An 11,981-nucleotide genomic window follows, 5' to 3' on the forward strand; every position below is an offset into this window, starting at 1 on the left:
TAAAAGTTCATCCGGATACCCCTTCCCCTCGCTTCTCTCTTGCCAGACCGTCATTCATCCGTCATAATAAAAAAAGCATGAATACTTTCGTCTCTCTTTGCGTGATCGGAGGCCTCAGCCTGGGCTCCCTCTGTTATGCGCAGCACATGGATAACGATGCCAAGAAGAAGGTGATCAAGGATTTGGATAACCTGCTCGCCCTGAACAGGTCTGCGGAAACCAAGGTGATCAATGCCGCCATCAGCAAGCTGAATTCCGCCGGCAGGGATCCCAGCGCCGCGTACGACCTGCTGATCCAGTCCAAAAAGTTCCTGATGGAAGCGGAAAAGGAGAAGGACAAGAGCCAGGGCAAGAGCGCCAAGATTGCCTCCAATTCCCTGAAGGACTGGATGGACCGCGAGGCCAAGAAATACCAGGACAAGAATGCCCGTAAGGGATTGATGCTTCAATACCAGTGGGGCGTGCTCGTCCTCAAGGCCCGCCTCAAGGAAAACCTGATGAACGCCACGTCAAGCTCCACCGGCGGAACGGAGGAGGAGACTCTGGACGTTACGGAGTTCCAGAAGCCGGCCATGGATTTGCTGAACGCCTACCTGGCCGCCTGCTCCGACCCTGATTTTGTCGATCCCTCTTCCACTTCTTCCAAAAATAACAATGGAGGGGGAGCCGGGAAAGCCGGAGCCCGCATTGCGGAACAATCCGTTTTGAATACGGAGGTCGGGGAGGCCCTGGGCATCGGCAGCATGTCTTCCAAGGCCTTTCCGGATTCCATGAAAAACCGGGACGAGATTTTCGACAAGCTTTTCTTCACGGGATACCGCAAGACGCGCAATCTTCCCGCCCTCCGGCAGGCATGGGGCAAGAGAATTTCCATGGAAGTGGCTCTCGGCAAGGTAAGCCATGCCATTTCCACCGGCAAGAAGTCCGGCATGCAGGGACGCATTGCCAATGCGTCCGAAGACGAGTTTGACGAACAGGATTCCTCCGTCCTGGACCGCCTGCGCTGGCGCTGCGAACTGGATTGCTTTGACCTGGGCGACCAGGCGAACGCCACGCGGAACATGATGACGCTGATCCGGACGACGGTAGACCCGGTGCGCCGGGAACAAGGTATCCGCACCCTCCGGGACAAGCTGGTCCAGAGCATGAAGAGTATGATCGCTTCCTCGGAAGATGAAACCATGGCGGACGGTTCTTCCTCCTCCTCTTCAGCCTCCCCTCGTCCCGCGGTGCGGCCTCCCAGAAGGAAGACGCCGCCCACCACGATCACGACCAGCCGTGAAATGGACGATCCCGGAGCCATCGGCACGGATGTGCCGAAGCCGCCCAAGCCGGACCCCACCCGGAGCGACGATTTTTTTGAAGACGCATAACGCTTTTCAGTAAAGGCTGTTGCCTGCACGGCGGCTCCGGAGTTGATGGAATGCACAGAGCATCCTTGACGTCCGGAGCCGCTGTTTTATACAGTAGGGCCATGTATCAGCCATTTCAATTTTTCATGCCCGCGCAAATTTTCTTTGGCGCGGGTTCTTTGGACAATCTTGGTTCCGCTCCCCTGCCCGGCGCCAAGGCCCTGATTGTCATCGGCGGCACGTCCGTCAGGCGGCTCGGGTATCTGGACCGGGTGCAGGCTTTGTTGAAGAACCAGGGAGTGGAGAGCGTCGTTTTCGACAAGGTGCAGCCCAACCCCGTGGTGGAGCACGTGATGGAGGCCGCCGCGCTTGCCAGGGAGACAGGTTGTGATTTCGTCGTCGGCCTGGGCGGAGGCAGCAGCATGGATTCCGCCAAGAGCATCGCCGTGATGGCTGCCAATCCGGGAACCTACTGGGATTACATCCAGGGCGGTTCCGGCAAGGGCCTTCCCATTCCCAACAAGCCCCTTCCCATCGTTTGCATCACCACCACGGCAGGGACTGGAACGGAAGCGGATCCGTGGACCGTCATCACGAAGGAGGATACGCAGGAGAAGATTGGCTTCGGCTTCAAGGGCACCTTCCCCACCATGTCCATCGTGGATCCGGAGCTGATGCTTTCCGTACCGCCCAAATTGACGGCCTACCAGGGCTTTGACGCCCTGTTCCACGCCGTGGAGGGGTACATGGCCACGATTGCCTCTCCCATGGGGGACATGTTCGCGCTACAGGCCATTGAATACATCGCCAAATACCTTCCCCGCGCCGTGAGCAACGGGGACGATCTGGAAGCGCGCGCCTACGTCGCCCTGGCCAATACCTATTCCGGCTTTGTGGAGACCATTTCCTGCTGTACGTCGGAACACTCCATTGAACACGCCCTCAGCGCGTTCCATCCCGCTCTCCCGCACGGCGCGGGCCTGATCATGATTTCCTGGGCCTATCATGAAGCCTATGCCCCCGCCTGCCCGGAACGTTACGCCAGGGTAGCCGCCGCCATGGGGCAGGAAGCTTCCGTGGACGGCTTCCTGAACGGCCTGAACAAGCTGAAGGAGGCCTGCGGCGTGGACAAGCTGAAGATGTCCGAGTTCGGCATTACCCCGGATTTGTTTGACGAATACGCCAGAACGGCCTTTTCCACCATGGGCAACCTGTTTGAGCTGGACCGCTGCAAGTTCACTCCGGCGGACGTCGTCAGCATCCTGGAAAAGTCCTATTCCTAGGAGCGGGTACCGCCGACAGGATAAACGCGGACAGGCTGCGTGCACACCAGGCAGCCGTGCGGCAGCCTGTCCAGCCAGCAGGAGATTTTGCCCAGGAACGTTTCAATGCGTTCTGAGGTGTCTACGATTTCAATGATGACGGGCACCTTCTCGACAATTTCCCAGAATGTGGGGCTCATCAGGCGCGTATGCCGCCCGGCCCCCATTAGTCCCTTGTACACGGTGCAGCCCGCCATGCCGTAGCGGCGGGTAGCGTAGGCTACGGCCTCGTGGACGGGTACGTGTCTGACGGTGTCGGTGCTGCTGACGTAGATGCGCAGCATGAGGTTTTCTTCCGGAGTGTTCATGATTGTCTCTTATCTGGCGGCCAGGTATCCCAGGCCAATGGCAATGAGCCCTCCGGCAAAGCTGAGGAGGGTGTAAAGAAAGAAGGCGGGAAAGTTCCCCTCCTTCAACAGGAGGAAGGATTCATTCATCAGCGTGGAAAAGGTGGTGAAGCCGCCGCACAGGCCTACGGTAAGAAAAAGCCGCGTTTCCGTATGCAGCAGCAGACCCCGGCTGAACAGCCCGTAGAGAACGCCAAGGACCAGGCATCCCAGCAAGTTGACCGCCGTCGTTCCCCATGGAAAGGAACTCATGGAGTTGATTTGGACAAAACGGGTCAGCAGGAAGCGCAGCACGCCGCCCGCAAAGCTTCCCAGCCCGACCATCAGCAGTATTTTCATCATAGCGGCTTTTCTCCGGTTGAACGGGAATAAGACTCCGGGCGAGATTCCAGGGATGCCGTTGCCGGATGCTGCCGGGAAAGGCGGCAGAAGGCGGAGGAAATTGGTGTAAAGGCGTTCATGTTCGTATGGGGATGTCCTTCACCGAATACAAAGCTTCTGCATCCGGTGTGATACAGAAGCCATCAGCCTGCCGTGCAGGCGGTTTAGGGTGCGTTCCCAGGGAAGAGCCTCATTTCCTTTAAGCGCGTACAGGTAAAATAACCCGTTTTTTCCATATCTCCAGCCTTTTATTCTTGATCCCGGCGTTTGAATACGTATTTCCTTTTTTCCATGTCCCAGCCCCTCCTTGTCACCGGAACCATTGGAATAGACACCATCCTCACTCCCCGCAACCGGGCGGAGGGAGTTCTGGGCGGCTCGGTGTCCTTTGCGGCGGTGGCCGCCCTGCTTTTTGCGGACCGGGTGGACGCCGTCAGCATCATCGGAGAGGATTTCCCCTCCCATTATGAAGAAGCCCTTGCGGCCAAGGGGCTGTGCATGGACGGCGTGGAACGCAAGAAGGGTCCTTCCTTTTCCTGGACCGGGGAATATTTTGACAACATGAACAAGCGCAGGACCGTCTGCGCCAATGATGCCGTGATGCTGGAATGGAACGTGCACGTTCCGGAGTCCTTGCGTAACCATCCCGTCCTGGTGTGCTGCTGCATGGTTCCGGCCCAGCAGCTCAAGTGCATGGAACAGTGCCCGGACGCGGCACTGGTGCTTTCCGATTCCATGGACAAGTGGCTGCGCCGCCAGCCGGAATTGCTGGACGCCGTCATCAGCCGCTCCCATATCACCATGATGAACGAGGACGAGGCGAAGGAGTACGCCCAGGCGTCCACCGTGCTGGAAGCCGGGGAATTCCTGCTTTCCAAGGGCGCCGCATATGCCGTGGTGAAACAGGGGGAATACGGCGCCACGCTTCTGGGGCGGGATTCCGCAGGCAATCTGCAAATTTTCCGCTGTCCCGCCTATCCCCTGAAAACATTGGTGGACCCCACCGGGGCGGGAGATACGTTCCTGGGGGCGCTGGCCGGCTACCTGGCCACCCTGCCCCCCGTCCTTCCATCCTTTGAGGAAGTGAAGAGGGGGATTGTGTACGGCACGGTGGCGGCCTCCTTCACCTGCGAGTCCTTTTCCGCGGACGCCCTCCTTTCCATGACGGAGGAAACCTTCCGCCGGCGCCTTGAAGAGTATGCGGAGATGTGCCGTCTGCCCGGCGTGTCTTGCTGATGCGGCAGATAGAGGTGCCTCCGCCGCCCCTGGGAATGAGGAACTCCTTCCCCTCATGATTCGTCAAATTGCCGGGGTTTGGTTCCGGTCTCCGTAGTGAAGCCGGCTCTGGCTTTTCTGCTTTCCCTGTTGCATGCGCGTAGCAGCCTTTTTCATAAGGGCCGGGAGGCCCTTATTTCCAAGAGGGGCCAGGAGAAAAACGGCCAAGCGGGATGCAGGACATGGAAAACCCCGGCGTGACGAGCACGGGCCGGGGGTTCCATAAAGACAGGGGCCGGTATCAGCCGGTTCAGATGTCCTGGAGGCCGAATTTGAGTTCGGCTTCCGATACCACCTGGCCGTTCACCAGGCAGCGGCCGAGGGCCTGGCCGATGTTGCCGCGCATCTTGGTCAGCTCCGCCTCAATGATGAGCGTATCGCCGGGGACTACGGGACGGCGGAATTTGATCTTGTCCGCGCTCATGAAGTAGCCGAGCTTGGTGGCATTGCCGGGCTGGCGCAGCATGACGATGGAGGCGACCTGGGCCATGGCTTCCAGCTGCAGGACGCCCGGCATGACCGGATGGCCCGGGAAGTGGCCCTGGAAGAAGAGCTCGTTCATCGTCAGGTTCTTCAGGCCGCGGCACTTGGTTTCCCCTTCAAAGCCGATGATGCGGTCCACCATCAGGAAGGGATAGCGGTGCGGCAGGAGGCTCATCACTTCATTGATGTCCAGCACGGCGTCTCCGTACGGCACGTTGACGGGATTGGGCGCCATCTGCTGGTTGCGGCGGTGTTCCTTCTTCAGCTTGGCGGTCAGCTCGGTGTTCGGGCCGTGGCCCGGCTTGATGGCGATCACGTGGCCCAGGATGGGCTTGCCGCACAGGCTGAGGTCGCCGATGAGGTCCATGGCCTTGTGGCGGGCGAATTCATTGATGAAGCGCATGGGCTCCTTGCTCATGAGCTCCTCCCCGCGGATGACCACGGCGTTTTCCAGGCTGCCGCCCTTGATGAGGCCCTTTTCCAGCAGGGGCTTGATGTCCTCGTAGAACGTGAAGGTGCGGGCCGGGGCCAGTTCCTTTTCATACGTTTCCGGCGTGATGACCGCGTCAAAGTACTGGGTGATGCGGTTTTCCGGTCCCACGCAGGTGACGGAGACGCGGAATTGCTTGGAGGGGAGAATGGTCAGGATGGAACCGCCCTTGGTTTCAATGGTGACGGCCTCGCGCACTTCCAGATAGCGCCGCGGCACTTCCTGTTCCACAATGCCGGCGCTCTTGATCAGTTCCACGTAGGGAGCGGAGGAACCGTCCCCGATGGGCGGTTCGTTGGCGTCCATTTCAATGACGGCGTTGTCAATGCCCATGCCCGTGAGGGCGGAAAGAATGTGTTCCACGGTGTGTACCTTGACGGAGCCTTCCGCCAGGCTGGTGGCGCGCTCCACGGTCTGCACCTTCTCCACGTCCGCGTTGATGAAGGGCTGGTCCGGAATATCCACCCGGCGGAATTTAATGCCGAAGTCGGCGGGGGCCGGCTTCAGGGTCAGGGTAACGGGCTGTCCCGTATGCAAAGAGGTACCGGCCAGAGAGGCCGGAGAGCCGACAGTTCTTTGGTTTCCACATGCCATGCGGGGAATGCTAGTGAATGAGCTCCCGTTTGGAAAGCACGAAATCACGGATTTTCCTGTAAATTCAGGGAAAGGAGGGCATTCCGGCGTGTCATCCGGAGAGGGAGCGGAGAAAGGGCGCTTGAAAAAACGCCTTTCTCCCGTTAGTCATGTTGCATGCACATCACAGCAGGTCCCGGCATTTCCCGCGCATTCATCCTCGGCGCCGGGCTGGGCACCCGCCTGCGGCCCCTTACCCACGTGCTGCCCAAGCCGCTGATTCCCTTTTTCCATGAGCCTCTCGTGCTGCATTCCATGCGCCGCTGCTACGACTGCGGCATCCGGGAGTTCATCATCAATACCCACCATCTGGCGGAAGCCTGGGACCAGGCGTTCCCGGAACGCTCCTGGAACGGCTGCCCCGTCCATTTCAGCCATGAACCCGTGCTGCTGGATTCCGGAGGCGGGGTGAAGAAGATCGAACCCCTGGCCTCCGCGGAAGAACCCCTGCTGGTGATTAACGGGGACATGGCAGCCACCTTCGACCTGCGCCGGGTGATGGAGGACCATGTCAGGCACCGCCCCGCCGTGACGCTGGCCCTGCGGACCTCCGGGGACAAGAGGAACGTGGGTTTTGATTTTTCCTCCGGCCAGGTGACGGATATGCGGCACGCCCTGGGGCGCGATCCGGGCGCCTGCCAGTTTACCGGAGCCTATTGCATGGAGCCGGAGGTGTTCGGCCGCATCCCTCCCCGCGAGATCGTTTCCATCATCCCCGTGTTTCTGGATTACATCCGGCAGGGGCGCCTGCGCGGCGTGCTGGCGGACGACGGCCTGTGGATGGACATGGGCACGCCGGAGGCCTATATCCAGGCCCATCTGGACTTTCCCTCCCCTGCTCCGCGCATCCATCCCGGGGCGGAAGTGTCTTCCGGAGCCTCCGTGGACGCTGCCAGCGTAATCGGCCCCCGCGCCATCGTGGAGGAAGGCTGCCGCCTCAGGGAGTGCGTCGTCTGGCCCGGCGCCCGCGTGCCCGCAGGCACCTGTGCGGAACGGCGGATTTTTCATCTATCCCTTTGACTGTCAACCATGCCTTTTCTGCGTTTTCTCCTTCTCCTTTTATTTTTCTGCGGCTCCGTCCAGGCGGAGCACCGCGTGTTCACCAGAAAAGACGGCTTCCTGTCCATGCGGGACAAGCTGAACGTCTATTTTTTCCAGTCTGACACGCACCGCCTTCTGGTGCGGGATGAGGGGAGCGTCCGGGCGCCCCGGTACGGCTCCCTGGACAAGGCCATGCGCAAGAGCCCCTGTTCGGCAGGCGTCAACGGCGGATTCTTCGGCGCGGATGCGGAGGGAACTCCCCTGGGCCTCGTCGTTCAGGACGGCAAGCGCCTCTCTCCGCTGGCCACGGGCTCCTTCGCCGTGTCCGGAGTGGTGTATGACAACGGAAAGAACGGCTTGTTCCTCATCCGCAGCTCCGCGCTAAAGCGCATGAAAAAACTGCCCGCCATGCAGGCGGCCATTCAGGGAGGGCCTTTCCTGGTGGAGAACGGCACAGCCGTCAAGGGGCTCAACGCCCGGAAATCCACCTACCGCACCTTCATCGCCACGGACGGAGGCAAGCGGTGGTGCATCGGCGTATCCTCCTCCGTCACCCTGAGGGAACTGGCGGAGTGGCTGGCGACCCCCGGCGCACTGGGGAATTTCCGGGTAAAGACGGCCCTGAATCTGGACGGAGGCTCTTCCTCTGCCTTCTGGTGCCATGAGTCCGGCATTTCCTACCCCGCGTTCAAGCAGGTCAGGAATTACCTGGGCGTAGCGCCGCGCCGGTAAACGCCGTCCTTCACGGGTCCGGCGTTTCTCTTTCCCTCATTCATCCTGCGCAGGAGAAGAGCCGCAAACAGCAGGAAACAGGCCAGGATGGCCCAGTCCCCGAACAGGGCGTACAGGGTCATTTCCGTACAGCCCACGGGCAGCGTGGCGTTCATTACCCCCCTGGTGAACGGGGAACCGGAGGAATCCCTCAAATCCGCGATAACCGCGCCGTTGGGAGCCAGCGCCACGCTGACGCCGGTGTTGGCGGCCCGGACCATGGAACGGCGCAGCTCAATGCACCGGAACGCCGCGTTGCGCCAATGCTGTTCATTGGCGCAGGAGCGGTTGAACCACCCGTCATTGGTGACGTTCACCATCAACTGGGGTTCCTGCCGCACGAAGCGGCGCACCCAGCTTCCCACTACGTCCTCAAAGCAAACCAGCGGAATGACTCCTACCGTGGCGGAGCTCCCCGGGCGCATGGGCACGGGCACGGGGCTGGAGGAGGCTCCCGGCGTGTAGTTCATCCCCATTGCCGTTCCGGCGGAGGCTTCAAAGGCCTTTTCCAGGAACGGGAAGGTTTCCCGCATGGGGATGTATTCGCCGAAGGGGACCAGCATGGCCTTGGCGTGCGGCCTGGCCGTGGAGTAGTCCCCTTCAAAGACGGTGAGGCAGTTGTAGGCCCGCGCCACGCGGCCTTCATCGGACAGGTAAATGTCATCCGTGCCCGTCAGCAGGATGAAATTGCATATCCCGTTCCGGAGGGCCTGGACGTAGTCCTCCTCCACGCTCAGGAAGTTGACGTTGTCCTGGTTCGGAAAGCGTTCCCCCGTGGAATCGCGGTAAAACGTGGAAATGGGGAAGGAACTCTCCGGCCAGATTACCCAGGCCGGCATGTTCAGGGAGGCTTCCGTCCCGTTTTTGGCGGCCTGTTCCAGGACGCTGTTCTGGAGGTCCAGCATCCCCTGCTCCGTCGTGTCCAGCAGAGCCCGGTAAATGGCGCCCCGGTTGGCCGCGTCCCATTTCTCCTTCTGGCTCAGGTTAAGCTGCACGGTCATGACGGGAACGGTGAATTTGCCGTTCCCCGTGGCTGCGGCGGATTGCGGGGAGTAGCGCGCCGTCCAGAGCACGCCGGTGACGAACATGATTAAGAGAACCGCCACCAGCGTGAAAAAGTCCCACGGAACGGTGCGCCTGCCTTCACGGACCACCATGGTTCCGGCCCGGCGGCAGACGCGCCAGAGCCAGACGGAAAAGACGGCAGGGAGGAAGGCCAGGGCCGTTACCCCCGCATATTCCGCCCACTGGGCCAGCGGATTTCCGTAAAGGGCCACGCCCAGGTTGTTCCAGCCGAAGCCCGGTATGAGCCAGCCCCTCACCCATTCCAGGCACACCCACAGGGCCGCCCCCCAGCGCGGCGGAAGCGCTGGGCAGCATGTCCCCCACAGCCCAGGATTTCCACGCCGCCCTGCGTTCCTTCACCGTCTGCCGCGCCCCGGGCAGCGGCCGGGCGTCCGGACGGAAAAACACGCCCATGACCAGCGCCCAGATGCCGGGAAACAGGCCGCCGTAAAATATCATCAGGGGAATATAGCCCAGCGTGCTGACTTCATTGACCCACCAGAAGGAGATGCCGTAAAACACCACGCCGAACATCCAGCCGTACAGGGCATACGCCAGGATTCCCTTTTTCCCCTCCCGGCGGCGGCCGTACCACAGCGCCGTCAGCAACGGCAGAAAACCTATCCAGACACAGCCTCCCCAGTCCACGGGAATGAAGGCGCAGGCCATCAGAACGCCGGAAAACGCAGCCAGCAGCAGGCCCGCCCAGACGGGCAGGAGACGGGGAGTGGGAGGGGAAACGGGATTCATCGTAAAAAGCCTTTTATTCCAGGAACGGGAATGGCGGCATTGTTCCTCATGCTGACTCATTCCTGCAACAAAAAAGATTGCAAAATTTGCTCAAATGCGGAAATAGTGGGCGCAGTTCATACAACCCATATACATAATGGCAGACATCGACGAAAAAACACCTCTAAACGTCCCCGGCAAGTTTTACGTGGACAGCTCCTGCATTGATTGCGACCTTTGCCGCGAAACGGCTCCGGAAAACTTTGGACGGGATGACGACGAAGGCGTCTCCTACGTCAAGAAGCAGCCGGACAACGAAACCGAACAGGAAGCCTGCGTGGAAGCCATGGAAGGCTGCCCCGTGGAAGCTATCGGCGACGACGGCGAATAATATATTCTCCATATTATTTTTTAACCGCCCGGGGCTGTTGACATCCAACACTCCGGGCTTTTATTTTCCACTCATGGCTTCTCCCTGGTCTCCCTACATGCCGGACAGGGACCGTCCGGACCCCAACGCCTCCCCGCCCCGGTATGAATACCTTTCCCGTGACGAACAGGAGGTGAGGCAGGCGCTGGCGGACTGGTTCCAGGTTCCTCCCTCCACCAATGAAACACGGAATCTCCATACGGCGGAGTCCCTGCTGGGAGACATCCTGTCCAAGCTCCCCCTGGATGGAGAAGGCATGGACCCCGAGCTGCTCCGGGAAGGCTGGCTGAAAGCCGCGGGGCCATTCCTGGGCCAGCAATCCAACCTGCTTTCCATCGTCAAGGGAGTTGCCACCATCCAGGTGCTTCAGCCGGCCATGCGCTACCACCTCCAGCAGTGGCAGGGCGCCCTGCTGGGAAAATTGAAGGACCAGTTCGGCAAGGATGCCGTTCATTCCATCCGCATCCGGATAGGGTAATTCCGCGTGAAGCAAGGCTTTCTCTTGCTGCCAATCACCTGATTTTCATCGCACTAACAGGTATTGGAATACGTTTCAGGGATTTGCAATCCGCTGTCAACCGGTTTTTTCCCTCGCTTGATTCATGGTCAGGACCTTCCCGGGCACCGCCTCTTGTTTTTCCAGCGGGGAAATAGCGGGAAACAAAATGTTAGATATATTTATCATTCATTTATTGTCAGAATATTGCCCGTTTTTTACTGTTGCTGTTTCTTTAGCGGATTGCAAATTCTGTAGTTTCATGGCGAATAAAGCGGAATTCGCGCCAGTGCGGAGCGGCCTTTCCGCTTTCCAACAGAAATTACATACAAATGAAAACGTCCTTTTTCCTGGCATTACCCGCAGCGGCAGTTCTATCGGCACACGGAGCGGAGGCGTGGAGTTCCCTTGACGGAATTATTCCGGAGCTGAAGATGGGGAAAACCTCCATCACCCGCATCGATTATTCCTCCGGAGGCGCCCTGATCACGAACGGAGGGCCTTCCGCAAGCGCCGTTCAATCCGTCCTTGGCTCTCTGGATGCGGGATGGTATTCCGGCAATAAGAATAGAGATACCGGTACGCTTGCCTCCGTGACGGCGGATGGCGCTACCAATCTGATTTCCGCCAACGGCGCAGGAGGCGGATTTACGGCCGTCAAATTTCATGAATTGTCCTCCAACGCCATATCCGGATATGAAGCGCTGAGGATTTCCTTTGATACAGGCGGCCTTTTCGAAACCAACAGGACGGGCCAGCCTCAAAATTTCAGCCTGTGGTACAGTCTGGGAGGAGAGGGAGATTCTCTTCTCCAGGTTGGGTCTACGATTTCCGGTTCGGCGGGAGACGTCAGCAACAAATCCTATAGCTGGACAATTTCCAAAGACGATTACAGCAATTTGTTTGACCAGGGAGCCACTTTTTATCTGGTGATGAATACCGACGTTCTCGACAACAGCTACGCTTACAACGAGCTTGCCGTAAAAAATTTCCGCATGGAGGGCCTCACGGTTCCGGAGCCTTCCTCGGCTGCTGCCGCATTGCTCGGGCTGGGAAGCCTGTGCCTGAGGAGAAAGAGGAGATAATGCGGCAGAAACCGGAACATCCCTAAGTCCGGAATTTTGCTTCATTTTAAGTTTGATGAAAGACAGTTCCTCGTTTAAGTG

At 59.5% G+C, this 11,981-nt stretch carries 12 protein-coding genes, 1 pseudogene and 1 riboswitch; of the genes and pseudogenes, 8 read left to right on the plus strand and 5 right to left on the minus strand.

Features of this window, described 5'->3' with window-relative positions; translation table 11 throughout:
- Window positions 1-77: 77 nt before the first annotated feature.
- Together PVA48_RS14075 and PVA48_RS14080 are read left to right on the plus strand one after the other, a co-directional pair.
- Entirely contained in the window at window positions 78-1,373 is a 1,296-nt protein-coding gene (locus PVA48_RS14075) for a hypothetical protein (RefSeq protein ID WP_022398293.1), read from the plus strand.
- 101 nt (window positions 1,374-1,474) lie between these two features.
- Window positions 1,475-2,635, plus strand: a complete 1,161-nt coding sequence (locus tag PVA48_RS14080; protein ID WP_102722066.1) for an iron-containing alcohol dehydrogenase — start codon at window positions 1,475-1,477, stop codon at window positions 2,633-2,635.
- Here the strand turns inward: PVA48_RS14080 and PVA48_RS14085 are convergent.
- Together PVA48_RS14085 and crcB are read right to left on the minus strand one after the other, a co-directional pair.
- Window positions 2,632-2,982 carry a DUF190 domain-containing protein gene (locus PVA48_RS14085; protein ID WP_102728210.1) on the minus strand — a complete coding sequence of 117 codons (351 nt, stop codon included), beginning with the start codon at window positions 2,980-2,982 and terminating at the stop codon, window positions 2,632-2,634. The two genes, PVA48_RS14080 and PVA48_RS14085, sit on opposite strands and share 4 nt — an antisense overlap.
- A 9-nt stretch (window positions 2,983-2,991) precedes the next feature.
- Window positions 2,992-3,360 (minus strand): fluoride efflux transporter CrcB, encoded by a 369-nt coding sequence (gene crcB, locus PVA48_RS14090; protein WP_102728250.1) that lies wholly within the window; start codon window positions 3,358-3,360, stop codon window positions 2,992-2,994.
- 169 nt (window positions 3,361-3,529) lie between these two features.
- A riboswitch (Fluoride riboswitch) is annotated at window positions 3,530-3,609 on the minus strand.
- An 84-nt stretch (window positions 3,610-3,693) separates the two neighbouring features.
- Here crcB and PVA48_RS14095 point away from each other — a divergent pair.
- Window positions 3,694-4,638 carry a PfkB family carbohydrate kinase gene (locus tag PVA48_RS14095; protein ID WP_102728211.1) on the plus strand — a complete coding sequence of 315 codons (945 nt, stop codon included), beginning with the start codon at window positions 3,694-3,696 and terminating at the stop codon, window positions 4,636-4,638.
- Between the two features lie 289 nt (window positions 4,639-4,927).
- On the opposite strand, the gene PVA48_RS14100 is transcribed toward PVA48_RS14095, so the two are convergent.
- Window positions 4,928-6,244, minus strand: a complete 1,317-nt coding sequence (locus PVA48_RS14100) for a bifunctional UDP-3-O-[3-hydroxymyristoyl] N-acetylglucosamine deacetylase/3-hydroxyacyl-ACP dehydratase (protein WP_022398288.1) — start codon at window positions 6,242-6,244, stop codon at window positions 4,928-4,930.
- Between the two features lie 156 nt (window positions 6,245-6,400).
- On the opposite strand from PVA48_RS14100, the gene PVA48_RS14105 reads away from it, so the two are divergent.
- Window positions 6,401-7,303 (plus strand): nucleotidyltransferase family protein, encoded by a 903-nt coding sequence (locus PVA48_RS14105; protein ID WP_102728212.1) that lies wholly within the window; start codon window positions 6,401-6,403, stop codon window positions 7,301-7,303.
- Between the two features lie 9 nt (window positions 7,304-7,312).
- The gene (locus PVA48_RS14110; RefSeq protein ID WP_102728213.1) at window positions 7,313-8,056 is read left to right on the plus strand and encodes a phosphodiester glycosidase family protein; all 744 of its coding nucleotides are present in this window, start codon (window positions 7,313-7,315) and stop codon (window positions 8,054-8,056) included.
- Here the strand turns inward: PVA48_RS14110 and lnt are convergent.
- Window positions 8,029-9,417, minus strand: a complete 1,389-nt coding sequence (gene lnt / locus PVA48_RS14115) for an apolipoprotein N-acyltransferase (protein ID WP_423231927.1) — start codon at window positions 9,415-9,417, stop codon at window positions 8,029-8,031. The genes PVA48_RS14110 and lnt overlap by 28 nt on opposite strands.
- A 157-nt stretch (window positions 9,418-9,574) precedes the next feature.
- Window positions 9,575-9,970 (minus strand): annotated as a pseudogene (locus PVA48_RS14120) (hypothetical protein); the annotation flags it as partial.
- 76 nt (window positions 9,971-10,046) lie between these two features.
- Between PVA48_RS14120 and PVA48_RS14125 the strand changes: the two are divergent.
- The 3 genes from PVA48_RS14125 (at window position 10,047) to PVA48_RS14135 (ending at window position 11,900) form a co-directional block, all read left to right on the plus strand.
- A complete protein-coding gene (locus PVA48_RS14125; RefSeq protein WP_022398284.1) occupies window positions 10,047-10,280 on the plus strand; it encodes a ferredoxin in 234 nt (77 codons plus the stop codon).
- Window positions 10,281-10,353: 73 nt separating this feature from the next.
- Entirely contained in the window at window positions 10,354-10,797 is a 444-nt protein-coding gene (locus tag PVA48_RS14130; RefSeq protein WP_102728215.1) for a DciA family protein, read from the plus strand.
- A gap of 350 nt (window positions 10,798-11,147) precedes the next feature.
- Window positions 11,148-11,900 (plus strand): PEP-CTERM sorting domain-containing protein, encoded by a 753-nt coding sequence (locus PVA48_RS14135; protein WP_102726304.1) that lies wholly within the window; start codon window positions 11,148-11,150, stop codon window positions 11,898-11,900.
- The last annotated feature ends 81 nt before the right edge of the window (window positions 11,901-11,981 follow it).

Origin of the sequence: Akkermansia sp. JRP_AM1 (assembly GCF_049262625.1) — a bacterium.
Taxonomy (GTDB): domain Bacteria; phylum Verrucomicrobiota; class Verrucomicrobiia; order Verrucomicrobiales; family Akkermansiaceae; genus Akkermansia; species Akkermansia massiliensis.

Excerpts from the sequence above, each read along its gene's own strand:
- PVA48_RS14105 (WP_102728212.1), top strand. The coding sequence starts at position 6,401 with ATGCACATCACAGCAGGTCCCGGCATTTCCCGCGCATTCATCCTCGGC.
- crcB (WP_102728250.1), bottom strand. The coding sequence starts at position 3,360 with ATGAAAATACTGCTGATGGTCGGGCTGGGAAGCTTTGCGGGCGGCGTG.
- PVA48_RS14085 (WP_102728210.1), bottom strand. The coding sequence starts at position 2,982 with ATGAACACTCCGGAAGAAAACCTCATGCTGCGCATCTACGTCAGCAGC.
- PVA48_RS14075 (WP_022398293.1), top strand. The coding sequence starts at position 78 with ATGAATACTTTCGTCTCTCTTTGCGTGATCGGAGGCCTCAGCCTGGGC.
- PVA48_RS14135 (WP_102726304.1), top strand. The coding sequence starts at position 11,148 with ATGAAAACGTCCTTTTTCCTGGCATTACCCGCAGCGGCAGTTCTATCG.
- PVA48_RS14080 (WP_102722066.1), top strand. The coding sequence starts at position 1,475 with ATGTATCAGCCATTTCAATTTTTCATGCCCGCGCAAATTTTCTTTGGC.
- PVA48_RS14110 (WP_102728213.1), top strand. The coding sequence starts at position 7,313 with ATGCCTTTTCTGCGTTTTCTCCTTCTCCTTTTATTTTTCTGCGGCTCC.
- PVA48_RS14095 (WP_102728211.1), top strand. The coding sequence starts at position 3,694 with ATGTCCCAGCCCCTCCTTGTCACCGGAACCATTGGAATAGACACCATC.
- PVA48_RS14125 (WP_022398284.1), top strand. The coding sequence starts at position 10,047 with ATGGCAGACATCGACGAAAAAACACCTCTAAACGTCCCCGGCAAGTTT.
- PVA48_RS14130 (WP_102728215.1), top strand. The coding sequence starts at position 10,354 with ATGGCTTCTCCCTGGTCTCCCTACATGCCGGACAGGGACCGTCCGGAC.
- PVA48_RS14100 (WP_022398288.1), bottom strand. The coding sequence starts at position 6,244 with ATGGCATGTGGAAACCAAAGAACTGTCGGCTCTCCGGCCTCTCTGGCC.